This is a genomic window from Paraburkholderia tropica (assembly GCF_900109265.1).
Lineage (GTDB): Bacteria > Pseudomonadota > Gammaproteobacteria > Burkholderiales > Burkholderiaceae > Paraburkholderia > Paraburkholderia tropica.
The window spans coordinates 302,408-326,915 of the sequence record NZ_FNZM01000003.1; the positions used below are offsets into that span (position 1 = coordinate 302,408).

At 66.4% G+C, this 24,508-nt stretch carries 20 protein-coding genes and 1 riboswitch; of the genes, 14 read left to right on the forward strand and 6 right to left on the reverse strand.

The window, feature by feature from the left end; all coding sequences use genetic code 11:
• Nucleotides 1–29 precede the first annotated feature (29 nt).
• Nucleotides 30–1,424: an FAD-binding oxidoreductase gene (locus BMY06_RS05855; protein ID WP_065060865.1), complete on the reverse strand. Its 1,395-nt coding sequence runs from the start codon at nt 1,422–1,424 to the stop codon at nt 30–32.
• Between the two features lie 457 nt (nt 1,425–1,881).
• On the opposite strand from BMY06_RS05855, the gene BMY06_RS05860 reads away from it, so the two are divergent.
• Nucleotides 1,882–2,094, forward strand: coding sequence for a DUF1059 domain-containing protein (locus BMY06_RS05860; protein ID WP_065060864.1), 213 nt, complete (start codon nt 1,882–1,884; stop codon nt 2,092–2,094).
• A gap of 45 nt (nt 2,095–2,139) precedes the next feature.
• On the opposite strand, the gene BMY06_RS05865 is transcribed toward BMY06_RS05860, so the two are convergent.
• Both BMY06_RS05865 and BMY06_RS38490 read right to left on the reverse strand, forming a co-directional pair.
• Nucleotides 2,140–2,541, reverse strand: coding sequence for a hypothetical protein (locus tag BMY06_RS05865; protein ID WP_074981995.1), 402 nt, complete (start codon nt 2,539–2,541; stop codon nt 2,140–2,142).
• A gap of 295 nt (nt 2,542–2,836) precedes the next feature.
• Nucleotides 2,837–3,106: a hypothetical protein gene (locus tag BMY06_RS38490; RefSeq protein WP_124263113.1), complete on the reverse strand. Its 270-nt coding sequence runs from the start codon at nt 3,104–3,106 to the stop codon at nt 2,837–2,839.
• A riboswitch (guanidine-I (ykkC/yxkD leader) is annotated at nt 3,106–3,245 on the forward strand. It overlaps the preceding gene by 1 nt.
• Before the next feature lie 56 nt (nt 3,246–3,301).
• Between BMY06_RS38490 and BMY06_RS05870 the strand changes: the two genes are divergently transcribed.
• From BMY06_RS05870 to BMY06_RS05900, 7 genes are all read left to right on the forward strand, one after another.
• Complete coding sequence (locus BMY06_RS05870) at nt 3,302–4,075, forward strand: urea amidolyase associated protein UAAP1 (protein WP_080180791.1); 774 nt, start codon at nt 3,302–3,304, stop codon at nt 4,073–4,075.
• 9 nt (nt 4,076–4,084) lie between these two features.
• Nucleotides 4,085–4,738: an urea amidolyase associated protein UAAP2 gene (locus BMY06_RS05875; RefSeq protein ID WP_074981997.1), complete on the forward strand. Its 654-nt coding sequence runs from the start codon at nt 4,085–4,087 to the stop codon at nt 4,736–4,738.
• Nucleotides 4,738–8,337 (forward strand): 5-oxoprolinase/urea amidolyase family protein, encoded by a 3,600-nt coding sequence (locus tag BMY06_RS05880; RefSeq protein WP_074981999.1) that lies wholly within the window; start codon nt 4,738–4,740, stop codon nt 8,335–8,337. The genes BMY06_RS05875 and BMY06_RS05880 overlap by 1 nt, the downstream gene beginning before the upstream one ends.
• Nucleotides 8,334–10,157: an allophanate hydrolase gene (atzF, locus tag BMY06_RS05885; RefSeq protein WP_390970743.1), complete on the forward strand. Its 1,824-nt coding sequence runs from the start codon at nt 8,334–8,336 to the stop codon at nt 10,155–10,157. Before BMY06_RS05880 ends, atzF begins: the two co-directional genes overlap by 4 nt.
• A gap of 74 nt (nt 10,158–10,231) precedes the next feature.
• Nucleotides 10,232–11,230 (forward strand): ABC transporter substrate-binding protein, encoded by a 999-nt coding sequence (locus BMY06_RS05890; protein ID WP_065060859.1) that lies wholly within the window; start codon nt 10,232–10,234, stop codon nt 11,228–11,230.
• Nucleotides 11,231–11,309: 79 nt separating this feature from the next.
• The gene (locus tag BMY06_RS05895; RefSeq protein WP_074982002.1) at nt 11,310–12,281 is read left to right on the forward strand and encodes an ABC transporter permease; all 972 of its coding nucleotides are present in this window, start codon (nt 11,310–11,312) and stop codon (nt 12,279–12,281) included.
• A gap of 83 nt (nt 12,282–12,364) precedes the next feature.
• Nucleotides 12,365–13,279, forward strand: a complete 915-nt coding sequence (locus tag BMY06_RS05900; protein WP_065060857.1) for an ABC transporter ATP-binding protein — start codon at nt 12,365–12,367, stop codon at nt 13,277–13,279.
• On the opposite strand, the gene BMY06_RS05905 is transcribed toward BMY06_RS05900, so the two are convergent.
• Nucleotides 13,261–14,352 carry a LacI family DNA-binding transcriptional regulator gene (locus tag BMY06_RS05905; RefSeq protein WP_074982004.1) on the reverse strand — a complete coding sequence of 364 codons (1,092 nt, stop codon included), beginning with the start codon at nt 14,350–14,352 and terminating at the stop codon, nt 13,261–13,263. The two genes, BMY06_RS05900 and BMY06_RS05905, sit on opposite strands and share 19 nt — an antisense overlap.
• A gap of 106 nt (nt 14,353–14,458) precedes the next feature.
• Between BMY06_RS05905 and BMY06_RS05910 the strand changes: the two genes are divergently transcribed.
• On the forward strand, nt 14,459–15,664 hold the full coding sequence (locus BMY06_RS05910; protein WP_080180792.1) for a phytanoyl-CoA dioxygenase family protein: 1,206 nt from the start codon (nt 14,459–14,461) through the stop codon (nt 15,662–15,664).
• Nucleotides 15,665–15,682: 18 nt separating this feature from the next.
• Here the strand turns inward: BMY06_RS05910 and BMY06_RS05915 are convergent, their stop codons facing one another.
• Nucleotides 15,683–16,591 carry a LysR family transcriptional regulator gene (locus tag BMY06_RS05915; protein ID WP_065060855.1) on the reverse strand — a complete coding sequence of 303 codons (909 nt, stop codon included), beginning with the start codon at nt 16,589–16,591 and terminating at the stop codon, nt 15,683–15,685.
• A 162-nt stretch (nt 16,592–16,753) separates the two neighbouring features.
• On the opposite strand from BMY06_RS05915, the gene BMY06_RS05920 reads away from it, so the two are divergent.
• The 4 genes from BMY06_RS05920 (at nt 16,754) to BMY06_RS05935 (ending at nt 21,845) form a co-directional block, all read left to right on the forward strand.
• The gene (locus BMY06_RS05920) at nt 16,754–17,635 is read left to right on the forward strand and encodes an NAD(P)-dependent oxidoreductase (RefSeq protein WP_074982006.1); all 882 of its coding nucleotides are present in this window, start codon (nt 16,754–16,756) and stop codon (nt 17,633–17,635) included.
• 64 nt (nt 17,636–17,699) lie between these two features.
• Complete coding sequence (locus BMY06_RS05925; protein ID WP_074982008.1) at nt 17,700–19,208, forward strand: aldehyde dehydrogenase family protein; 1,509 nt, start codon at nt 17,700–17,702, stop codon at nt 19,206–19,208.
• A gap of 37 nt (nt 19,209–19,245) precedes the next feature.
• A complete protein-coding gene (locus BMY06_RS05930) occupies nt 19,246–20,583 on the forward strand; it encodes a DUF3100 domain-containing protein (RefSeq protein ID WP_074982010.1) in 1,338 nt (445 codons plus the stop codon).
• 74 nt (nt 20,584–20,657) lie between these two features.
• Nucleotides 20,658–21,845: a M20 aminoacylase family protein gene (locus BMY06_RS05935; protein WP_074982012.1), complete on the forward strand. Its 1,188-nt coding sequence runs from the start codon at nt 20,658–20,660 to the stop codon at nt 21,843–21,845.
• Between the two features lie 53 nt (nt 21,846–21,898).
• Here BMY06_RS05935 and BMY06_RS05940 read toward each other — a convergent pair whose 3' ends face one another.
• Nucleotides 21,899–23,479, reverse strand: coding sequence for an MFS transporter (locus tag BMY06_RS05940; protein ID WP_074982014.1), 1,581 nt, complete (start codon nt 23,477–23,479; stop codon nt 21,899–21,901).
• A 137-nt stretch (nt 23,480–23,616) separates the two neighbouring features.
• Here BMY06_RS05940 and BMY06_RS05945 point away from each other — a divergent pair, with 137 nt between their 5' ends.
• Nucleotides 23,617–24,507, forward strand: a complete 891-nt coding sequence (locus BMY06_RS05945) for a LysR family transcriptional regulator (protein ID WP_074982016.1) — start codon at nt 23,617–23,619, stop codon at nt 24,505–24,507.
• The last annotated feature ends 1 nt before the right edge of the window (nt 24,508 follow it).

Consider the following 24,508-nt stretch of genomic DNA (forward strand, 5'->3'; position numbering starts at 1 on the left):
CCCGGCGAACGTGGATAACGATCCGCACATCAGGTGTTGGCGGCAGGCGCGATGTTCTGATTGCGGTTGAAGAGGTTGTGCGGGTCGTAGCGCGTTTTCACGGCGATCAGCCGTTCCATGTTCGGCCCGTAGGCGTCGCTCACGCGCGCGCGTTCGTCGTCGGTGAGGAAGTTCACGTAGACGCTGCCGAGCGCATACGGCGCCGAAGCTTCGAAGAAGTCGCGCGCCCAGCCGATGCAGCGGGCGTCGTCGTCGGGTTCGGTCCAGCGGCCGTGCACGTTCATCACAAAGAGCGCGTCGCGATTCGGATACGCGGTGGCGTCCGGCGGCACGCTCGTGGTGGCGCCGCCGATCTGGCCGAAAAAGATTTCGCACTGCGGCGAAGGCAGCGTGTCGATGGCGGCGGTGAGCGTATCGATGAGGCCGTCCGGCAATTGCGCGAGATTGTGCGACTTCCAGTAATTGCGCGCGCCGGGTGTCAGCAGTGGATCGAAGGCCTGCTGCCACGCCGTATAGGGCATCGGCCCGAGATGTTCGCCGCACGCGGTGCCGAATTGCCGGACCGGTTCGACGGCCGCCGCCGCGTTCTCGGGCGGCCCCGAATAGCAGATGGCGAACACGATCACGGGCTTGCCGTGCACGTCCTCGGGCAGGAAGGGCAGCGGCGGCGCGAAGCGCAGCACGCTCCAGACGGTGAGATCGCGAGGCATCGCCACGGCGGCTTCGCGGTAGCGTTGCAGCGCTTCCTTTGCGGCGGCGATGGGCAGCACCACCAGTCCGCCATAGACTTCCGGTCCCACGGCGTGCAGCGCGAATTCGAACATCGTCACCACGCCGAAATTGCCGCCGCCGCCGCGAATCGCCCAGAAGAGGTCGGGGTGCTCGGTGGCGCTCGCGCGCAGCAGATTGCCGTCGGCGGTCACCACGTCGGCGGCCACGAGATTGTCGACCGTCATGCCGAAGCGACGGCTCAGCCAGCCGAAGCCGCCGCCCAGCGTGAGTCCGGCCACGCCCGTGGTGGAGTTGATGCCGAGCGGCGTGGCGAGGCCGAAGGCCTGCGCTTCGTGGTCGAAGTCGGCGAGCGTCGCGCCGGGCTCGACAAACGCGCGGCGCGTGGCCGGCTCGACGCGCACCGATTTCATCGCCGACAGGTCGATCACGAGGCCGTCGTCGCACATCGCGCTACCCGCGATGTTGTGTGCGCCGCCGCGCACGGCGAGCGCGAGCCCGGACTCGCGCGCGAACGCGACGGCCTGGCGCACGTCGGCGCAACCCTGGCAGCGCACGATCAAGGCGGGACGCCGGTCGATCATCGCGTTCCAGAGCTGGCGGGCTGCGTCGTAGCCCGCGTCGTCCGGTTGCAGCACCTGACCGCGCAGCGCGCGTTTGAATGTTTCGATGGAATCGCTCGACAAGCTGGACATTGCACACCTCTCATTCGGCAGTTCGCGAATCCGCATGGCGCGACGGGCGTGGCGAATGCGTGCGAGCGGCGGCGCGTGGCGAAGCATGCGGAAGGAGTCGTGAGTGGGACGCAGCGTGCGTCCCGTGGGGAAAGCCGGAAATGCCGTGCTTTCGGGAAGGCAGCAGGCGCACGAAGGAGGCGAGGCCGCGCAGTCCGGCCGGGGCGCGTTTTGTGAACGCAGCCGGATTGAATTCAGGTAGCCGGACACGCCGCCTGATTGATTAGATAACCTGACTAATAATGTAAAGCGTCCGTTTGATAACGCACGCTGCGCTTGTTTTTAAGTGCGTGCGCAGCGTCGTCTTCTGCTTATTTTAGCAACTGGAATGCTGAGAACCTATAATTTTGTCGCATGACCGCAGCGTTGTGCAGGCATGCATCGGACTGGAGTTAATTGATTAACGAGGAGTCGTGCCATGACTCGCAAGTATATAGATTGCCGGGAATTTCCCAGCGAAATGCACTGCTCGGTGGCCATCTCGGCGGATTCCGATCAGGAACTGCTCGAAGCCGCCGTGCAGCATGCGGTCACTGTTCACCATCATGCCGATTCGCCGGAATTGCGCACGCAACTCGCGGGTCTGTTCCATGACGGCTCGCCGCCCGTTGCATCGCCGCGTGCGGCGTGAGCGCGGGGCATGGCATTCAATCTGATCGAAACCGGGCGAATCGAATCATCCGAAGATACGCACCCAGACCGTGCGGATGCGGCGCGCGCGGTCCTCGAACAGATACGATGCGGCGAGCGCGAACAGCCCCGAGATCGCGCCCGTGACGAGGTGCTCCAGAACAGGAATGCGGTAGTGGCTCGTGTGCGAATACGCGTCGCCGATCGTGGTCAGGCAACCGACCACCAGCGCGTTGCCATATCGATTCGCGAAGAGTCTGGCCGCCGGCGTGAAGGTGAGCAGCAGCGCCAGCACGCCGGTGAGCAGACCGGTCTTGAAGGCGATCGCCCAATGCGCGAGGCTCATGACGTTGGCCCAACTGCCCGGCATGCAGGTCATGCACGCGCTGGTCGGCTGCCAGAATCGCTGGACGAACAAGGTGATGCGGCGTTGCCACGACACTTTCATGGCGCGTTCCCCGAACGAGGCCGCAGCACATGCGGCTCATTCGCATCGTACACCGCGCGCGCGAGGCGTCCGGTGCGGGGAAACGCTAGCTGCAAAACAGATTGAATAACGCGCGCGTGAAGAAATGGGATTTAACGCCGCGCGTCGGCGCGTTGCAACTCAATGAAGCGCGCCGCGAAGAGCGCGTAGAGAAATTGTCGAAATCGCGTTGCTCGGCTCATGCGGATTCCCGTGGATGATTCGGATTGAACGCTGTGCTGCGAGCAACAGCCATGCCAATCGCGCAGCGTCCTTGTCATGCGCGTATCAACGCATTGAACGTGCGGAGAGAAAGAAAACGTCCGCACAGAAAATGTGCCGCGCGCAAATCGGTGTCGCGCCGATCACCATGTTGGGGCAAGCGAGCGCCGCTTCGCGGTGCAACGCGCCATTCGCCCAACGCGTTTTCACGCGGATCGAATCGCCTGAAAAGCGCCGCCGCATAAGGCACTTCACGCCACGCCAAGAACATTGGCACGGATCTCGCTACATCAGCCTGCGAGAGGTGCGAAGCAATTTGCATCATCTTAGGATCGCTAGGGTTCCGGTCGGCGCGCAGTTTGTGGAGTGTGCCGATGCCTGGTCCGAGAGCAATCCGGTCTCGTCTCCCACCTTGCACGCAAGGCGGCGATGAGGCTCCACGGAGGGATAAAAGCCCGGGAGGTCGCGATGTCGTTCGGTCGCCCTCTCACGCTTATTCCCTTCGCCACCCGGAGCCTCCATGCCGTCCAGCCTCCTCACTGAACTCGACGATTTCAACGACCTCGCGCCGGTCGCCGCGCCGCTTTGGGAAGCCGTGATTCCCGCGGGCACGCACTGGTCCGGCATTCTGCGTCGCGGCCTCGCGCTGCGGATCGTCGATATCGAAGGCGGCGCGAATCTCGCCGCCGTGTTTCATCGCCAGGAAGATCCGCTCGAACGCTACAACATGGCCGACACGCTGAAGGCGCAGCACACGGCCCACCTCACGCGCGGCCACGCACTGCATACCGACATGGGCCGCGTCGTCGCCTCGATTACGGGCGATACGCTGGGCTGGCACGATCCGCTCGGCGGTGTCGGCGACGCGGCGCTGTTCGCGCGCAAATACGGCGAGCGCCGCTATCAGGCGCATCGCAACGAGATGATCCGCAATGGCCGCGACAGCCTCGTGCTCGAACTCGCGAAGTACGGCCTCGGGCCGCGCGATCTTGCGGCGAACGTGAACTTCTTCAGCAAGGTCGCCGTGGGCGACGACGGCGCGCTCAGCTATGTGAGCGGCCATTCGCGCGCGGGCGCTGCGCTCGATCTGCGCTTCGAGATGAACACGCTGGCGGCGTTTTCCACGGCGCCGCATCCGCTCGATCCGCAACGCGAGTACACGCCGAAACCGGTGAAGCTGATTGCATGGCGCGCCTATCCCGCGGAGTCCTCCGCGCCCGCCGACGATCCGTGCCGCAACGCGTGCGCCGAAAACGGCCGCGCGTTCACCAACACCGACCGCCTGTTCGCCTGAGGAGCCGCCATGCCGATCATCGAAAGCGCGTTCGACGCGCGCACCGCCCGTTACGACTTCACGCTGCCCGCGGGCGAGCCGTGGCTCTACGACATCAAGCGCGGCGAGACGCTGCGTATCGTCGATCTCGAAGGCAATCAGGCCGTCGACACGCTGTTCTATCGCAGCGACGATCCCGCCGAACGTTATAGCGCGCAGGACACCATTCGCACGCAGGGCAATCTGTATCTGAGCGCGGGCAGCGTGCTGATGTCGAATCTCGGCCGCCCGATGCTCACCATCGTCGCCGACACCTGCGGGCGTCACGACACGCTCGGCGGCGCGTGCGCGGCCGAGAGCAACACCGTGCGTTACGCGCTCGACAAGCGCCACATGCACAGCTGTCGCGACAGTTATCTGAACGCGCTCGCGCATTGCTCGTGCGGCGCGGCTTCGCAACTGGGCAAGCGCGATCTCGTCAGCAACATCAACTTCTTCATGAACGTGCCGGTCACGCCGCTCGGCAAACTCACGTTCGAAGACGGCATTTCCGCGCCCGGCAAATACGTGGAAGTGCGCGCCGAAGAAGACGTGACCGTGCTGATTTCGAACTGTCCGCAACTGAACAATCCGTGCAACGGCTATAACCCGACGCCGGTGCGCCTGCTCGTGTGGGAGGCGTGATGGCGTTCGACAAGATCCTCATCGCCAATCGCGGCGAGATTGCGTGCCGCGTGATCCGCACGCTCAAGCGGCTCGGCATCGCGTCGGTGGCGGTGTATTCGGAAGCGGATCGTCACGCGATGCACGTCATGCTCGCCGACGAAGCGGTCTGCATCGGGCCCGCGCCGGTCGCGCAGAGCTATCTGAACGCGGCGGCCATTCTCGACGCGGCGCGCAAGACCGGCGCACAGGCCGTGCATCCCGGTTATGGATTTCTTTCAGAAAATGCCGCGTTCGCGCGCGATTGCGAAGCCGCGGGCATTGCGTTCATTGGCCCGCGCGCGGAGCAGATGACGGCGTTCGGCCTGAAGCACACGGCGCGCGAAATCGCCGAAGCGAATGGCGTGGCGCTGCTGCCCGGCACCGGCTTGCTGGCCGACGTCCAGGCCGCGCTCGATGCGGCGGCTTCGCTCGGCTATCCGGTCATGCTCAAGAGCACGGCGGGCGGCGGCGGTATCGGCATGTCGCTGTGCCGCGACGCCGCGCAACTCGAAGCGGCCTTCGCCTCGGTCGCGCGGCTCGGCCAGAGCAACTTCGCGAACGCGGGCGTGTACCTCGAAAAATTCGTCGAGCACGCGCGCCATATCGAAGTGCAGATTTTCGGCGATGGCAAGGGCGGCGTGATCGCGCTCGGCGAACGCGACTGCTCGGTGCAGCGCCGCAATCAGAAAGTGATCGAGGAAACGCCCGCGCCGGGTTTGAGTGAGGCGGAGCGCACCACGCTGCATGAAACCGCCGTGCGTCTCGCGCGCGCCGTGCAGTACGCGAATGCGGGCACGGTGGAGTTCGTGTTCGACGCGCACGCGCGCGCGTTTTATTTCCTCGAAGTGAATACGCGACTGCAGGTGGAGCACGGCGTGACCGAGCAGGTCTACGGCGTGGATCTCGTCGAGTGGATGATTCGTCAGGCGGAAGGCTCGCTCGCGCCGCTCGACGCGCTCGCGCAGTCGCTGAGCGGAGGTCCGCGCGGCGCGAGTGTGCAGGTGCGTATCTACGCCGAAGATCCGAATCGCCAGTTTCAGCCGAGTTCGGGGCTGCTCACGCACGTGAGTTTTCCCGACGACGTGCGCGTGGACACCTGGGTCGATGCGGGCACGGAAGTCAGCGCGTTCTACGATCCGCTGATCGCCAAACTCATCGCCAGCGGCGATACGCGCGAAGCGGCGCTCGCCACGCTCGCGAACGCGCTCGACCGCACGCAGCTCTACGGCATCGAAACCAATCTCGACTATCTGCGCGCCGTGGTCGGATCGGCGACCTTTGCGGCGGGCGAGCAGACCACGGGTTTTCTCGGCCGCTTCGTGTTCGCGCCGCACACCGTCGACGTGCTCGACGGCGGCGTGCAGACGACCGTGCAGCAGACGCCGGGACGCCTGGGCTACTGGGACGTGGGCGTGCCGCCCTCGGGCCCGATGGACGACCGCTCGTTCACGCTCGCGAACGCTTTGCTCGGCAACGCGGCCGACGCGGCGGGCCTCGAATTCACGATGGTCGGCGCCACGCTGCGCTTTAACTGCGAGACGCTGTTCGTGCTCGGCGGCGCGCCGCTCGCGGCGTCGCTCGACGGCGCGCCCGTGGCGTTCTGGCAAGTCGTGCGCGCGCGCGCCGGCAGCGTGCTCAAGCTTGGCGGCGTGACGGGCGCGGGCGTGCGCGCGTGCCTCGCGGTGCGCGGCGGCCTGCAGGTGCCCGATTATCTCGGCAGCAAGGCGACGTTTACGCTCGGGCAGTTCGGCGGCCACGCGGGCCGCGCATTGCGCAAGGGCGATGTGCTGCATCTCGCGCCGGGCGCGGGCAAGGGCGAGGCGGGCGCGACGCTGCCGCCCGGCGACGTGCCCGCGCTCACGCACGAATGGGCACTCGCGGTGCTCGACGGCCCGCACGGCGCGCCCGATTTCCTCACGCCCGACGACATCGCGATGCTCTACGACGCGCGCTGGACTGTGCATTACAACTCCAGCCGCACGGGCGTGCGCCTGATCGGGCCGAAGCCGCAATGGGCGCGCACGGACGGCGGCGAAGCGGGCCTGCATCCGTCGAATATTCACGACAACGCCTATGCGATCGGCGCGGTCGATTTCACGGGCGACATGCCGGTGATTCTCGGTCCCGATGGCCCGAGTCTCGGCGGCTTCGTATGTCCCGTGACGGTGGTGGGCGACGAGTTGTGGAAGCTCGGCCAGTTGCGTCCCGGCGATACGGTGCGCTTCGTGCCCGCGAAGGAGAACGCGACGCACGAGTGTGTGCTTCATCGCAGCGAAAGCACCGGCGAAAGCGGAGTCGACGTCGTCTATCGCCGCTCGGGCGATCGCAATCTGCTGATCGAATACGGCCCGCCCGTGCTCGACCTCAAGCTGCGTTTTCGCGTGCATGCGCTGATGAACTGGCTCGCTGAGCATCGCCTGCCCGGCATCGTCGATCTCACGCCGGGGATTCGTTCGCTCCAGGTGCATATCGATCCGGGCACGCTCTCGCTCGACGCGCTGCTCGACCATCTCAAGCATGCGGAAACGCAATTGCCCGCCGTCGATGCAATGCGCGTGCCGAACCGCGTCGTGCATCTGCCGCTCTCGTGGGACGACCCGTCGACGCGCGTGGCCATCGAGCGCTATATGCAGAGCGTGCGGCCCGATGCGCCGTGGTGCCCGAGCAATATCGAGTTCATTCGTCGCATCAACGGGCTGAACAGCATCGACGACGTGAAGCGCATTTTGTTCGACGCGCGCTATCTCGTGCTCGGTCTCGGCGACGTCTATCTCGGCGCGCCGGTCGCCACGCCCGTGGATCCGCGTCATCGGCTCGTCACCACGAAGTACAACCCGGCGCGTACGTGGACGCCCGAAAACGCGGTCGGCATCGGCGGCGCGTATCTGTGCGTGTACGGCATGGAAGGCCCCGGCGGTTATCAGTTCGTCGGCCGCACGGTGCAGATGTGGAATCGCTATCGCACCACGAAGGAATTCGAGGCGGGCAAACCGTGGCTGCTGCGTTTCTTCGACGAGATCCGCTTCTACGAAGTGAGCGAGAGCGAACTCGCGCAGTGGCGCAGCGAATTCATTGCGGGGCGGCGCAGTCTGCACATCGAGGAATCGGTGTTCGACCTCGGCGAATACGAGCGTTTTCTGCGCGACGAAGCCGCGTCGATTGCCGCGTTCAAAGCCACGCAACAAGCGGCGTTCGAAGCGGAACGCGAGCGCTGGCGCGAGGCGGGCCAGGCCGAATACGTCGGCGAGCCGGGCGCGGAAGGCGGCGCGAATGCGCAGTCGCAAACCGAACTCGACGACGATTGCCGCGCGATTGGCGCGGACGTATCGGGCAGCGTGTGGAAGCTGCTGGTCGCGCAAGGCGACGCCGTGGAGGAAGGCCAGGACGTGGCGATCCTCGAATCGATGAAGATGGAAGTGACGGTCGCCGCGCCCGCGAGCGGCGTGATCGAAGCGCTCGCCTGCCAGGAAGGCGACGCCGTGACGGCGGGCCAGCGTTTGATGGCGATCCGCGTGAGCGCAACGACAACCGACAGCACGACGACGAGCCCGAGCGGCGAGGAGGCCGCATGCCAATGAATCTGCTTTCCACGACACCGGACGCCGCCGGTCAGCCGATGACGATCGCCGCGTTGCGCGCGCGTTATCTCGACGGCAGCCTCACGCCCGCGCAACTCGTCGATCGCATCGCGGCGCACACGGCGGGCGACGATCCGCATCGCATCTGGATTCGCGCCCTCACGCGCGACGAGATGATGCGTTACGCCGATGCGCTCGCGAGCCGGGACCCGGCCACGCTGCCGCTCTACGGCATCCCGTTCGCGATCAAGGACAACATCGATCTCGCGGGCGTGCCGACCACGGCAGGCTGTCCCGATTACGCTTACTTGCCGGAGAAAAGCGCACCCGTGGTCGAGCGTTTGATTGCGGCGGGCGCGATTCCGGTCGGCAAGACCAATCTCGATCAGTTCGCCACGGGCTTGTCGGGGCAGCGCTCGCCGTATGGCGCGTGCCGCAACGCGCTTGATCCCGAGTATGCGTCGGGCGGATCGAGTTCGGGCTCGGCGGTCTCAGTGGCGATGGGCCTCGCCGCGTTCTCGCTGGGCACCGACACGGCCGGTTCGGGCCGCGTGCCGGCGGCGTTTCATGGTCTCGTCGGGCTCAAGCCGACCAAGGGCGTGCTGAGCACGCTGGGCGTGGTGCCCGCGTGCCGATCGCTCGATTGCGTGTCGATCTTCGCGCATACGGCGGACGACGCGCAGCGCGTGTTCGCAAGCGCGCATGGCGTGGCGCAGAACGATCCGTATGCGCGCGCGTGGCAGGGCGATCCGGGCGCGCACGCCGCGTTTAAGGGCTTGCGCCTTGGCGTGCCGCGTGCGTCGCAACGCGAATTCTATGGCGATGCGTCGTACGCGCAGGCCTTCGACGCCGCGCTCGACGCGCTGCGTGCAGCGGGCGCGCAACTCGTCGAGATCGACTTCGAGCCGTTTCTCGCCACGGCGCGGTTGCTTTACGAAGGGCCGTTCGTTGCCGAGCGACTCGCCGCGATTCGTCCGTTTTACGAAGCGCATCCCGACGCGCTGCATCCGGTCACACGCGCGATTATCGGCGGCGCGGCACGCTGGAGCGCCGCCGATGCCTTCGCCGCGCAGGACACGCTCGCTGCGCTGCGGATGCAGGCCGAACGCGTGTGGCCTGAGATCGACGCCATCGTCACGCCGACTTCGCCGACCACCTCCACGGTCGCGGAACTCGAAGCCGATCCGATCGGCGTGAATGCACGCTTCGGCTATTACACGAACTTCGTGAATCTGCTCGATCTCTCCGCGCTGGCGGTGCCGGCGGGGCGCTGCGAAAGCGGCGCGCACGCGGGCAAACCGTTCGGCATCACCTTCGTCGGCCGCGCGCACGAAGACGCGAAGCTGCTCGATATCGCGCGTACGTGGCTGGGCGAAGCGGCGTCGAATGCCACGGTGACGTCGGCCGCGCCTGCAACGGTGCGCGTGGCCGTGGTCGGCGCGCATCTGAGTGGCGAACCGTTGAACGCACAGTTGACGTCGCGCGCCGCGAAGCTCGTTGCCGCGACCACGACATCGAAACACTATCGCCTTTATGCGTTGCCGAAAGCCGCTTCACAAGGCATCGAAAAGCCAGGCCTCGTGCGCGTGGCGCAAGACGGCCACGCAATCGAAGTCGAAGTCTGGGAGATGCCCGTCGAGCACTACGGTTCGTTCGTCGCGCTGATCCCGTCGCCGCTGGGCATCGGCATGCTCGAACTCGCAAATGGTGGCTTCGTGCAGGGCTTTTTGTGCGAGCGTCTCGCGCTCGACGGCGCGGAGGATATCAGCGCGTTTGGCGGCTGGCGCGCGTATCGACGCAGCGCGGCGCAACTGGCCTGAACCCGCTTCGTTTCCACCGACAACGACATCATCAACCGAACCCACGCTGCACTTTTTACACCTGGAGAACCGCAATGAAGACCAAGCACTTCACGTTCGCACGCATCGCGTCGGGGCTCGCGCTCGCGGCGGGCCTTTTCGCCGCCGGTGCGCAAGCCGCGAACGCCGCGCCGCTGCGCATCGGCTATAGCGACTGGCCGGGCTGGGTCGCCTGGCAGGTCGCGATCGACAAGGGCTGGCTCAAGGAAGCGGGCCTCGACGTCAAGTTCGACTGGTTCGACTACGCCGCGTCGATGGATGCATTCGCGGCCAACAAGCTCGACGCGGTGCTCGTGACCAACGGCGACGCGCTCACGATGGGCGCGAACGGCGCGAAGAACGTGATGGCGCTCATCACCGATTATTCGAACGGCAACGACATGGTCATCGCGAAGCCGCCCGCGCGCAAGATTCAGGACCTCAAGGGCAAGAAGATCGGCGTGGAATTCGGCGTGGTCGATCACCTGCTGCTGCTCGACGCGCTGCAACGCGCGGGCATGAAGGAGAGCGATGTGACGCTCGTGAATGCGAAGACGACCGAGACGCCGCAGGTGCTCGCATCGTCGGATGTGGCGGCGATCGCGGCCTGGCAGCCGAACGCGGGCGAAGCGCAGCGCGCGGTGCCGGGCGCGCGTCCGGTGTTCACGTCCGCCGACGAACCGGGCCTGATCTACGACGTGCTGGCGGTGAATCCGGTGAGCCTCGCCGCGCACAAGGCCGACTACGCGAAGCTCGCGAAGGTCTGGTATCGCGTGGTGCATTACATCGAAGATCCGGCCACGCAGGGCGACGCCGTGAAGATCATGTCGGCGCGCGTGGGCCTCACGCCTGCGCAATATCTGCCTCTGCTCAAGGGCACGAAGCTGCTCACGCTGCCCGAAGCGCAACAGGCTTATGTGAACGCCGACGGCTTCAAGTCGCTGTACGGTTCGAGCCGCGCGGCCGATGCGTTCAACGTGAAGTATCAGGTCTACAAGGCGCCGCAGGACGTGAGCGCCTATGTCGATCCGTCGCTCACGAGCAGCCTGAAATAAGCGGCTGAAATAAGCGCTTGAAATAAAGCGCGCAAGCGTATTGGCGCGTGACAACCCGCCCCACCAGCAGGAGAGATTCATGGCAGAGATCAGCCAGACCGGAGTGTTTGCAGTGCGCCGCGAGCTGACGCCGCGCGGCAAATGGATGTTGGGACTCGGCTCGTTTCTGCTGCCGCTGCTGGTGTGGTGCGTGGTGAGTTACGCGCCTTTCGTCTGGCATCCGCAGATGTTGATTACGCAGCCCGGCAGCGTCGATTATTTTCAGCCGGGTATGCGGGTCGACAAGGCAATTTTCGCCGATGAACTGACGCACGCGCGCGAAGCGCACACAGCGCTGCCGACGGGCGTGCCCGCCAATCCCGTGTATCTGCCCGCGCCGCATGAAGTGCTGCGTGCGTTCTATACCGCGTTCACGACGCCACCCGCTTCGGCGGACGGCGTGTGGCTGCATCAGAGTTTGTGGCACAGCATCCAGATTATTTTCTGGGGCTTTCTCGTCTCTTCGCTGATCGGCGTGCCGGTCGGCATCGTGTGCGGCACGTATAGCGTGCTCGCGCGCTTGCAGGAACCGTTCTTCGAGTTCTTCCGCTATTTGCCCGCGCCCGCATTCGGCGCGCTGATGGTGGCCGTGCTCGGCATTTACGATGCGCCGAAGATCGCCATTATCGTGATCGGCACGCTGTTCCAGCAGGTGCTGATCATTGCGAACACCACGCGCAAGCTCGAATTCGGCCTGCTCGAAGCGGCCATGACGCTCGGCACGTCGCGTCTGAAACTGCTCACGCATGTGGTGGTGCCGGGCATTTTGCCGGACCTGTATCGCGATCAACGCATTCTGCTCGGCTGGGCGTGGACTTATCTGATCGTGGCGGAACTCGTGGGCACGAGTTCGGGCATCACGTGGTACATCACGCAGCAGGCGCGTTACCAGCATTTCGACAACGTCTATGCCGCGATCATGATGATCGGCATCATCGGGCTTGGCACCGACATCGTGCTCGCGTTCCTCGGACGCAAGCTGTTTCCGTGGGACCGCACGCTGAAGGCCTGATTTTCCAGGCTGACAGTTTCCAGGCTCACAGCACCGCACACCGTTCGCGCACGCGTCGCGTTTTCACATCACAGGACGTCGCCATGTTCAATCCGCAGCCCGTTCCCGACTATCTCCTGCAATCCGAGGCCGTGCGCGAGCGTTTCGCGCGCCTGAAGGCACGCGAGCCGATTCTCGAAGTGCGCAATCTCACCAAGCGTTTTTCGACGCCGCAAGGCGAGCACACCGCGCTGTCCAACGTCAGCTTCACCACGCACAGGCGCGAATTCGTCTGCGTGATCGGGCCGTCGGGTTGCGGCAAGTCCACGCTGATCCGTATGCTCGCGGGTCTCGAAACGCAGACCTCGGGCGAAGTGCGCGTGAACGGCAAGGCCGTTCGCGGACCGGGCGCCGATCGCGGCATGGTGTTTCAGGGCTACACGCTGTTTCCCTGGCTGACCGTGAAGAAGAACGTGATGTTCGGACTCCGTATGAATGGTCAGGGCGCGGCGCAGGCGGAGCGCGAAGCGTTGCAATGGCTCGATCTCGTGGGGCTGGAGAAGTTCGCCAATGCGTATCCGCACCAGCTTTCCGGCGGCATGAAGCAGCGCGTGGCGATTGCGCGGGCGCTCGCGAACCGGCCCGGCATCCTGCTGATGGACGAGCCGTTCGGTGCGCTCGATGCGCAGACGCGCGCGAAGATGCAGGCGCATCTGCTCGATATCTGGCGCAATGTCGACATCACGATTTTCTTTATCACGCACGATCTGGACGAAGCGATTTTTCTCGCCGATCGCATTCTGGTGCTCAAGGCGAATCCAGGCGAAGTGCAGGAGCTGATCGAGGTGCCGGTGCCGCGTCCGCGCAGCTATGCGCAGTTCACGTCCCCGGAATTTCTCGCGACGCGCGCGCGGCTCGACGCGCTGATTCATCCGCCCGCGCAAGCCGAATCCGACGACGACGCGAGCGTGAAGCCGCACATGATCCGTCTCACCGATATTCACGACTCGGTCGAATAAGCGGTCGAATAACCGAGCCGCGCCATGACCGACGCCGGAATGTTTTCCGGCGTCACGACCACGACCGACGAAGACGTCGACACAGCCGAAGCCGGCAGCAGCTTGTGAAACGCCATGACGTGATGGCAGGCCGCGCGCAGATCCTGCCGTAATTCATGATGCAGAACGGCGTGAATCTGGCCATCGCGCAGCAGACGCACGTTGTCGCGGTCGAGATCGTGGCCGATGAAGCAGACCGGATGTTGTTTCCGCTCCGGTTGTCGTTTCGGTTGCCGTTGCGCGAGCGCGCGCAGGATTGCGGGATTGCCGCCGCCCATCGAATAGACCGCGGCGATTTCGCCATGCTGCGCAAGCGCCGCGTGCACGCGCGCTTCGGTGGGCGCGTCGAGTCCGTGCCCGCCGCTCGCATCGACGATCTCCAGATGCGGATAGCGCGCCTCCAGCGCGTGGCGAAAGCCGATTTCGCGTTCTTCCTCGCCGCGAAAGCGTTCGTCGCTCATCGTGACGAGCACGCGGCCCCGCTGTGCGCGCGTCCATTGCCCGATGAGATACGCCGCCGTCGCGCCCGCCACGCGATTGTCCAGACCCGCATAGGCCACGCGGCCCGAATCGGGCAGATCGGTGAAGAGCGTAATGACCGGAATGCCGCGCTGTTGCAGCTCGCCGATGGCGGCCGCAATGGCGGGCACGTCGCGCGCCTTGAGCAGCACGCCGTGACTGCCGCGCCGCGCAATCGCCGCGAGCGTGGCCACGACTTCTTCGGTGCCGATGGTCTCGCGCAGATCGAAGCGCGGCCGGAACACGGCGGGATGCAGGCCGGGCAATTCGGCGTCGAGCGCGTCGCGGATCTCGTTCGCGAAACGCGCGGGCGCTTCGACCACCACATCGACGACGAGCTTGCGGCCCGTGCGCGCCATCTGCAATTGCTGATCTTCCAGCTCGCGTATGGCCTGCTCGACGCGCCGCCGCGTATGGTCGCGCACATGCGCGCGGCCGTTGAGCACGCGATCGACGGTGGCCGGGCCAACGCCGGCCTGAAGCGCGATCTCCTTGACCAGAAAGCGGTGCGCCACGAACCTCACCTCGGTCTTGATGGTTTTTTGATGGATTCATGATAGCCCAGCGCCGCCGCGAGCCGCTATGCTGGGTTTCATCACGATAAAAGCCGCAGGAGACGCGATGAATCACCGAGGCATCGAAATGGCCGCGCAGGCGGTGCAAACGGCGCACGCCTACACGGAGCAGGCGTGCTCGCTGGAGGAATTCGCCGCGCTGATCGAACAGCCGGCACACGTCCCCCGTTTCACGAGCGAGATTCAGCAGAAGATTCCGCTCTACGATTGCGCGGCGCTGGCGGCCAGTCTCGCCGATCCAGCGCGCCGCGCCGCGTTGCTGGCCGAGTGGGCGCAGGTGCTCGACGCAGGCGCGGGCGTGTTCGTGTTGCGCGGCGCGTATGTCGATCCCGCGCCCGTCGATGCCGCGACCGCCGTGTTCGAGACGATCATCGCGAGCGAGCGCACGCAAGGCATTGGTGCGGGCGATCACTTCGCGAAGGCGGGCGCGAACGACCGCATCTGGAATGCGCAGGAGAAACTCTGCGTGCGCGCGCCCGAAGTATTTGCGTGCTATTTCGCCAATCCGGTGCTCGCGGCGGCTTCCGAAGCGTGGCTCGGGCCGGGTTATCAGATGACGTCGCAGGTCAACGTCGTGCGTCCGGGCGGCGAAGCGCAGCGCGCGCATCGCGACTATCACCTCGGTTTTTTGAGCGTGGAGGAGGCGCAGCGTTTTCCGGCGCACGTGCATCGCGTATCGGCGTATCTCACGTTGCAGGGCGCGGTGGCGCACAGCGACATGCCGGTCGAAAGCGGGCCGACCAGGCTGCTGCCGCATTCGCAACGTTACGCGCCCGGTTATGTCGCGTGGCGGCGGGAGGATTTTCGCGCGTATTTCGAGGCGCATTGCGTGCAGTTGCCGCTTGCGAAAGGCGACGCGCTGTTTTTCAACCCGGCGCTTTTTCACGCGGCGGGCGCGAATCGCACCGCCGACGTGCAGCGCATGGCCAATCTGTTGCAGGTGTCGTCGCCGTTCGGGCGCGCGATGGAAACGGTGAACCGGCGACGCATGAGCGAAGCGGTGTTTCCCGTGTTGCGCGAGGCGCGAGCGAGCGGCGCGTGGTCGGCGGCGGAAATCGAAGCGGTGATCGCGTCGTGCGCCGAGGGCTATCCGTTTCCCACCGATCTCGACCGCGACCCGCCGTTGGGCGGACTCGCGCCGCCGAGCCAGCAAGCTATCGTGCGTCAGGCACTCAAGGAAAACTGGACCGACGCCGCGCTTCGTGACGCGTTGCGCGCTTACGATGCGAAGCGCGGCATGGTGGAAGATTAACCGCGGGACATTAACGCCTCAACGAAACGCCCGCATCTGCGAAGTCATCAATTGCAGCATCTTGTTGGCGGCGACCGAGAGTTTGCGGCCCACGCGCGTGACCATATGCGCTTCGGCGTTCTCCAGAATCGGATGCGCGATGTCGATCGCGAACAGTTCCTTCGCCTGCAATTCGGCGGCCACTGCGAATGACGGCATCACCGCGACGCCCAAACCCGAGCGCACGAATTCCTTCAGGATGGCGAACGAATTGGTTGTGACCGTGGGCGCGAGCTTGACGCGTTCCGCGTATTCGACGGCTTCGAGCATTTGCCGCGTGCCATAGGACGGATGCGTGGCGGCCAGCGGATACGCCGCAATCTGCTGCACCGTGAGCACCTTGTGCGTGCGGCGCGGAAAATCCGGCCCGACGATCGCCATCATCGGCTGCCGCTTCGAGGCGCGCGAGACGAGCTTGGGCTCGGCGGGCGGATTGTAGACGAGGCCGATTTCGCCTTCGTCGTTCGAAATCTTGCGGATCACGTCATTGGTGCCGCCCACGTCCAGATTCACGCGGATGCCCGGAAACTGGCGGCAGAACTGCTGCATCGGTCCGGCGAGCAGGTCGGAGACGAAGCCTTCGCCCAGCACCACGTTCACTTGCCCAGTTTTCATGCCGCGCAATTCTTCGAGCCGCGAGAGCAGGTCGTCGCGGTGCGCGAGCTGCTCGCGGAAATATTCGATCACGCAGCGCCCGGCCTCGGTGGGCGTGACGCCGCGCGCGTGGCGCTCGATCAGCGCAGCGTCCAGTTCCTGCTCCAGCAGGCCGATCTGGCGGCTCACGGCGGACGGCGCCACGTCCAGCCAGTCGGCGGCCGCGCGGATCGTGCCGCAGCGCACGGCCTCGTAAAAATAGACGATCCGGCTGTCGGTCAGGGTGTCGCTCATCGTCGTGCTCGGGGTAAAGGATCGGGCGAGTGTTCTAAAAATTAGAACAAAACCAATATTGGATGAGATTGATTATACGGCTCGCGTCGCCGAACATGAGGTCAATCGAGCGCCGGCGGGGCTTTGCCGCCGGCCGAACCAAGGGTTTTTCTGGAGACGCGCATGAAAACGGTAGGCGTGATTGGTCTGGGCAATATGGGGCGCGGCATGGCCGGCTCGCTGCAACGCGGCGGCTTTAACGTGCTGGGCTTCGACGCGGCGCCGGGCGTGGCCGCCGCGCTGGCGGAGCAGGGCGTGGTGAGCGCGCGCGAGTCGATCGCCGATATCGCCCGCGACGCCGACGTGCTGTTGCTCTCGCTGCCGACCTCGGCGATCGTCGAGCAAGTGGTGCTCGGCGAACACGGCGTGCTCGCGAATGCGCGCCCCGGCACGATCGTGATCGACACCACCACCGCCGATCCGGACAGCACGCGCCGCGTGGCCGCGGAGCTGGCGGAGCGCGGCATCGGCTTCATCGACGCTCCCGTGAGCGGCGGCCCGAAGGGCGCGGCTACCGCGACCATGACGATGGTGCTCGGCGGCGCGGACGCGCATATCGCAGCCGTCGCGCCGATCCTCGAAACCATCAGCGCGAAACGCGTGCACGTCGGGCCGGTCGGCGCGGGTCACGTCACCAAGCTGCTCAACAATCTGCTGACCGGCGTGCATCTGCTGGTCGCGAGCGAAGCGGTGCGCACGGCGCGCGCGGCGGGCGTCGATCCCGAGAAGCTCGTCGATGCGCTCAACGGCGGCTCGGGCCGCAACAGCGCGACGCTCACGAACTACCCGACGTGGATTTTCAACGGCGCGTTCGACTCCGGCTTCACGATGAAGCTGATGCGCAAGGACGTGCGCCTCGCGATGGCGCTGCTCGACAAGATGGACAGCCAGGCGCCGGTCGCGCGCGAAGCGGGCCGTCTGTGGGCCGAAAGCGCGGCGTCGATCGGCGACGCGGAGGATTTCAACCGCATCGTCGAGTTCGTCGAAACGGTGGCTCAGGACTGAGCGCCGCCGCTTTTCGCCATCACGCACCCACTCATCAGCACGTAATCAGCACGGAATCACGGACATGACCCAGCACGCAGACCTCTTGCTCGCCGCGTTCGCGCACTTCTTCCCGGGCGCGAAGACGCTCGGTTCGTATATCGACGGAGAACTGGTCGAAGGCCAGGGCGAACCGGTTCAGCTTTACGACGCGGCCACCGGCCTCGCCTCGCTCACCTACCGCGACGCGGGCGCGGCGCTCGTCGATCACGCCGCATCGAGCGCGCGTCGCGCGCAACGCGAATGGTGGGCGCTCACGCACATGGCGCGCGGTCGCGTGATGAACGACGTCGCGCGCGCGATCCGCGCCCAGGTCGAACCGATGGCGCGGCTGGAATCGCTGGGCTCGGGCAAGCCGATCCGCGATTGCCGCGGCGAAGTCGCCAAGGTCTCGGAGATGTTCGAGTACTACGCGGGCTGGACCGACAAGTTCTACGGCAGCGTGATTCCGGTGCCCACTTCGCACCTCAATTACACGCGCCGCGAACCGGCCGGCGTGGTGCTGCAGATCACGCCCTGGAACGCGCCGGTGTTCACCTGCGGCTGGCAGGTCGCGCCCGCCGTCGCGATGGGCAACGGCGTGCTGCTCAAGCCTTCGGAACTGACGCCGTTCACCTCGCTCGCGCTCGCACGCATCGCCGAGCAGGCCGGTCTGCCGCGCGGTCTCGTGAACGTGCTGGCCGGTTTCGGTCACACGGTCGGCCAGGCGGCCATCGCGCATCGCACGGTCAGCAAGGTCGTGTTCGTCGGCTCGCCGGCGACCGGCGCGCGCATCGCCGAAGCGGCCGCGCGCCGCGTGGTGCCGTGCGTGCTCGAACTGGGCGGCAAATCGGCGAATATCGTGTTCGCGGATGCCGACCTCAAGCGCGCCGCGCTCACCGCCCAGGCCGCGATTTTCGCGGGCGCGGGCCAGAGCTGCGTCGCCGGGTCGCGTCTGCTGGTGCAGCGCGCCGTGTACGACGAATTCGTGGCGATGGTGGCCTCGGGCGCGAAGCAGATTCGCGTGGGCGCGCCGCTCGACGACGCGACCGAAGTCGGGCCGATCAACAATCGCAAGCAATACGATCACGTGATGTCGATGATCGCGCGCGGCGTGGCGGACGGCGCGACGCTCGCGGCCGGTTCGGCCGAGCGCGGCGACGGCGGCTATTTCGTCGCGCCGACGGTGCTCGCGGGCGTGACGAACGACATGGACGTGGCGCGCACCGAGATCTTCGGGCCGGTGGTCGCGGCGATTCCGTTCGACACCGAAGAAGAAGCCGTGGCGATTGCCAACGACACCGACTTCGGCCTCGCGGGCGCGGCCTGGACGACCGACGTGGCGCGCGCGCATCGCGTCGCCGCGCAGGTCAACGCGGGCACGTTCTGGGTGAACGGCTACAAGACCATCAACGTGGCGTCGCCGTTCGGCGGCTACGGCCTGAGCGGCTATGGCCGTTCGAGCGGCGTCGAGGCGCTGTACGAGTACACGCAGACCAAGAGCGTGTGGGTCGAGACGGCGGAAGCGCCGCCGACCGCATTCGGCTATCTGTAACACGGGCGCACGCGCGGCCTGGACGAAGGAGACTGAGATGGAGCACACCATGGGGATCGAACGGCAGCAGGCCGGCGGCAGCGGCACGGCCAAGGTCATGCTGTACGCGGCGGGCATTCTGCTGATCGCGGAAGCAATCGGCTCGTTCACGTTCAAGATCGGGCCCGGCAAGGTCGTGCTGCTGCCGATGATCTGGGCGCTGCTGCTGGGCGCGGCGCTCGGCCTCGCGAGCGAGCGCTGGAAAAGCGCGGCGCGTCTCGACACGTCGAATCAGTTTCTCGCGGCGGCCATTCTGCAACCGGCGCTGCTGCTGTTCGTCTCGAAGCTCGGGCTGATGGTCGGCAGCGCATTGCCGAAGCTCGCGGCGGCGGGCTGGGCGCTCGCGTTCCAGGAGTTCGGGCACTTCGTCGGCACGATTTTGCTGGGCTTGCCGCTCGCGCTGCTGCTCGGCATCAAGCGCGAAGCGATCGGCGCGACCTTCTCGGTGGGCCGCGAGCCGAGCCTCGCGATCATCGGCGAGAAGTACGGCATGGATTCCGCCGAAGGGCGCGGCGTGCTGGCCGAATACCTGACCGGCACCGTGTTCGGCGCGGTGTTCATCGCGATCTTCGCGGGCTTCGTCGCGAGCCTCGGCATCTTCGATCCGCTCGCGATGGCGATGGGTTCGGGCGTCGGCTCGGGCAGCATGATGGCGGCCGCGTCGGGCGCGATCGCCGCGCAGCAGGACGCCGAAACCGCGAAGTCGGTGCTCGCGTTCGCGGCGGCCAGCAATCTGATCACGACGACCATCGGCACGTATTTCACGCTGTTCATCTCGCTGCCGCTCGCGGTCTGGGGTTATCGCGTACTCGAACCGCTGATCGGCCGCACGACGAAGGCGTCGACCCAGGACGACGCGAGCGCGCGTCCGTCGCTCGGCGACTTGCAGACCGAAGCGCCGTCGCTCGGCTACGGCGGCAAGCTGCTCGCGTGGGTCGTGACCGCCGCGATGGCGCTCGTGTGCGACTGGATGGCGCACGGCACCACGCCGCTGGTCGGGCTGCCCGGCATCGCGATCATGGTGGGCGCGACCATCGTCGGCGACGCGCTCGCGCGCGTGACCGGCAGCAAGATTCCGGCCGTCTGCTGGGTCTCGGTCGTGGCGATGTTCCTGACTTCGCCGTGGTGCCCGTGGGGCACGCAGATTTCGGCCCTCAGCGCGCACAACGATTTCCTTGGCGTGACCACGCCGATGCTGGCCTTCGCGGGCCTCTCGATCGCGAAGGACATTCCGGCGTTCCGCCGCCTCGGCTGGCGCATCGTGCTGGTGTCGTTCGTCGCCAACGCGGGTACGTTCATTGGCGCGACGCTCGTCGCCCAGCTCTTCCACATCTGATTTCACGCGCCTGCGCGCCCGTACCGCCTTCGTGCGGCGACGGGCGCGCGGCGCTTTCTTCCGCTTTCCTCCGCATGAAACTGATCGATTCCATTCAGGCGAACGCCGGCGCGTTGCAGGCGATCCGCCGCGATATTCACGCTCATCCCGAGATTGGCTACGACGTGCAGCGCACCGCCGCGCTGGTGGCCGGGCGGCTCGAACAATGGGGCTTCGCGGTCACGCGCGAAGTCGGCAAGACGGGCGTGGTCGGCACGCTCACGCGCGGTTCGAGCACGCGCGCCATCGGTCTGCGCGCCGACATGGACGCGCTGCCGGTGCAGGAGGCCAACACCTTCGCGCATCGTTCGACGGTGGCGGGCGCGATGCACGCGTGCGGCCACGACGGCCACACGGCGATGCTGCTCGGCGCGGCGCAACACCTGGCCGCACACGGCGCGTTCGACGGCACCGTCAACGTGATTTTCCAGCCCGCCGAGGAAGCGGGCGGCGGCGCGCGCGCGATGATCGACGACGGTCTGTTCGAGCGTTTTCCGTGCGATGCCGTGTTTGGCCTGCACAACTGGCCGGGCATTCCGGAGGGCGATTTCGCGGTGCGTCCGGGCGCGCTGATGGCTTCGACGAGCCTCTTTCGCATCACGCTGCGCGGCGCGGGCTGTCACGCGGCCATGCCGCATCTGGGCCGCGATCCGGTGTTCGCGGCGGGGCAGGTGCTGAGCGCGCTGCAGGGCATCGTCACGCGCAACCGCAATCCGATCGAGGGCGCGGTGCTCTCCGTCACGCAGATTCACGCGGGCGAGGCGCTCAACGTGGTGCCGACCGACGCGTGGCTCGGCGGCACCGTGCGCACGTTCTCCGACGAAACGCTCGATCTGATCGAGCGCCGCATGAAGGCGGTGGTGGCGGCGACGGCGTCGGCGTTCGACTGCGAGAGCGAGGTCGATTTCGAGCGCCAGTATCCGGCGACGATCAACGATCCCGCGCAGACCGCGCTGGCGGTCGAGGTGATGCGCGACCTGGTCGGCGACGAGCACGTGAACGCCACCGCCGAACCGACGATGGCCGCCGAAGACTTCTCGTTCATGCTGCGCGCGAAGCCGGGCTGCTATGCGTTCATCGGCAACGGCAGCGGCGATCATCGCGCGGTGGGGCATGGCGCGGGTCCGTGTCTGCTGCATAACGCGAGCTACGACTTCAACGATGCGCTGCTGCCGGTCGGCGCGAGTTACTTCGTGAAGCTCGTCGAGCGTTTCCTCGGCTGAGATTCGGCGTTCGACTTTCGACGCTCGACATTCGCCGCGCGCGCCGCGCATCCTCACGGCGCGCTCGTCCTGATTTCGCCGACTTCGCAGGCTTGCGCGTCGCGCCATTCGTCCTGGGCGCGCACGCGCGCGAGGAACGCGAACGCCGCGAGCGCGCAGACCAGCGTGATGCCCGCGAGCACCTGCAACAGCACGCCGAACGCCGTGCGATAGCTCGCTTGCAGCGCCGCGTGCGCGACGCCCGGCAACAGCGCGCTCGCGTTCGCGAGATCGCCGGTGGCAAGGCGCGCGGCTGCGGCGTTGAGCGTCGCCGTATCGGCATGCGTTGTCAGCGCGTGCAGATGCCCTTGCGCGAGCGCCGCGAGCAGCGCGTTCACGACCGCGAGCGCGATGCCTTCGCCCGCCACGCGCGTCGTGCTGAAAATGCCGGTCGCCATGCCCGCGCGCGACTTCGGCACCACGCTCACCGACAAACCGTCCATCAACCCCCACGGCAATCCCGCGCCCACGCCAAGCGCGATCATCGCCCAGGTCGCCCAGCCTGCGCTCGCGGACGTCGCGTCGCCCACGTCGTGCAGCGTGGCGCCGAGCGCGAGCAGACCGGCGGCCGCGATCGTCAAGCCGATACCCGAAATCACGCCCGCCGAGAGCCAGCGCGTGAGCGCCGCGGCGATGAAGGGCATGACGAGCATCGGCGCCGACAAGGCCAGCATCAGCAGGCCCGCGTGCGTTTCGCTTACGCCGTCGATGCCGATGAAGCGCAGCGGCAGCATCACCAGCAGCACGATGTAGCCGTAGCAGGTCGCAATCGGCAGCACCTGCACGCCGACGAAACGCGGATAGCGAAACAGCGAGAGATCGAGCATGGGCCGTGCGACGCGCGTTTCCACCGCCACGAACGCGAGCGCGCACACGGCGCAGGCCGCGAGCAGCGCGAGCACGGGCGCGGAGGTCCAGCCGCGCGTGGGCGCTTCGATCACGCCGCATGTGAAGGCCGTGAGCGCCGCGGTGAACGTGAGCGTGCCTGCGAGGTCGAGTTGGCGCGCGTGCGGATCGCGCGACTCGCGCATGCGCGGCACGCCGAAGACGAGCGACAGCGCGCCCGCCACGGCGCCCGTCGCGAAGATCGCGCGCCAGCCGAACTGCGCGATCAAACCGCCTGCGATCACCGGTCCGAACGCGAGCCCGATGCCGAAGGTCGCCCCGAGCGTGCTGAAGGCGCGCGTGCGGGCGTGGCCGTCGAATTCCTGCGCGAGCGCGGCGGTGCCGCCCGCGAGCGCCGCGGCTGCCGCCATGCCCTGCGCGCCGCGCAACAGATCGACGACGACGATCGACGGCGCGAAGCCGAGCGCGAGCGAACTGAGCGTAAAGCCCGCCACGCCCCAGGCGAAGATGCGCTTGCGGCCGTAGCGGTCGGCGAGCGTGCCCGCCGCCATCAGCAGGCTGCCGAAGGCGAGCATGAACGCGTTGGTGATCCAGTTCATGGCGACGGCGCTGCCGCCCAGATCGCGCCCGATGGCGGGCGTGGCGACCGCGCCGCCCGAAAATGCGAGCGGCATGGCGAGCGCCGCGAGGCACACGGCGGCGAGCACGACGAGGCGTCGCGCCGGGTCGCCGGGGTGGGAAGGTTGCATCACGCTCCTCCTGAGTGCTTGAATGCTGGAGCGAGTCACGATAATTCGGATTCAATCGGCGAAAAAGAACGTGCCGTTCCGTAAATTGCGGCGCTATATTCCGCAATACGTCGGCAAAGATCGGATCAAATCGGGGTATGGACAATCTCAACGGCATCGTCGCGTTCGTGCGCACGGCGGACACGCTCAGCTTCGTGGCGGCGTCGCGGCATCTGGGCATTTCGGCGTCGGCGGTCGGCAAGACCATTGCGAAGCTCGAACGCTCGCTGGGCGTGCGCCTCTTTCACCGCACCACGCGCCGCGTGACGTTGACCGAGGAGGGGCGGCGCTTTTACGAAAGCTGCCAGCGGATTCTCGACGAACTGCGCGACGCCGAAGCGATGCTTTCGCAGGCCGCGCAGACGCCGCGCGGGCGGCTGCGCGTGAGCCTGCCCGTGATTGGCTACCGCTTTTTGCTGCCGGTCTTGCCCGCGTTCGGCGCGCGTTATCCGGAGATCGAACTCGACCTCGATTTCAACGACCGTCTCGTGGATGTGGTGGACGGCGGTTTCGACGCCGTGATCCGCAGCGGCGCGCTCACCGATTCGAGCCTGATGTCGCGCCGCCTCGGACCGTTTCGCTTCGTGCTGTGCGCGTCGCCCGATTACGCGGCGCGCTTCGGCCTGCCGGGCTCGCTCGCGGACCTCTCGCGGCATCGTTGCGTGCGCTACCGCTTTCCGACCACGGGCAAATTGCAGCCTTGGACGCTCGAAGCCGACGGCACGGAGCCGCCCCACCTCGGCGCGGCGATGACGTGCAACAACATGGAGGCGTTGCGCGGCGCGGTGATCGCGGGCTTCGGCATCGGCTTCATGCCCGACTTTCTCGCGCGCGAGGCGCTCGAATGCGGCTCGCTCGTGACCGTGCTCGACGACCACACGATCGCGCCCGGTCAGTTTTCGATTCTCTGGCCCTCGAACCGGCAACTGATGCCGAAGCTGCGCGTATTTGTCGACTTCATGTGCGAGCAGCTGTTTCGCGAGAGGTGAT